Origin of the sequence: Paenibacillus sp. EKM301P (genome assembly GCF_011800295.1) — a bacterium.
GTDB classification, from domain to species: domain Bacteria; phylum Bacillota; class Bacilli; order Paenibacillales; family Paenibacillaceae; genus Paenibacillus; species Paenibacillus polymyxa.
This window is the reverse complement of record NZ_JAALFM010000136.1, coordinates 1-266: the sequence shown is the minus strand read 5'-3', so window position 1 is coordinate 266 and position 266 is coordinate 1. Positions and strand designations below refer to the sequence as shown.

The following is a 266-nucleotide window of genomic DNA, read 5'->3' as shown; positions in this document are numbered from 1 at the left end:
GGCGTCAGCGGGAAACGATCCAGCTGTACCACATACGTCGGGATCATGTAATCCGGCAGCTTCGGCTGCAGCGCATTTCGCAGTTCCGGTAGACTCAGCGACTCCGAAGCTACGATATAGGCACACAGATCCTTGTGTCCGTCCTCGTTTTCCCATGCTGTGACTACGGCTTTCTGAATGCCGTCCACAGTCAGCAGCTGTGCTTCCACCTCGCCCAGCTCGATCCGATACCCGCGAATTTTGACCTGATGGTCGATCCGGCCTAA

At 56.4% G+C, this 266-nt stretch carries 1 protein-coding gene; it reads right to left on the bottom strand.

Annotated elements, in window-relative coordinates:
* On the bottom strand, positions 1–266 hold a 266-nt coding region (locus tag HFD99_RS25215), incomplete at both ends, for an AMP-binding enzyme (protein WP_167441097.1).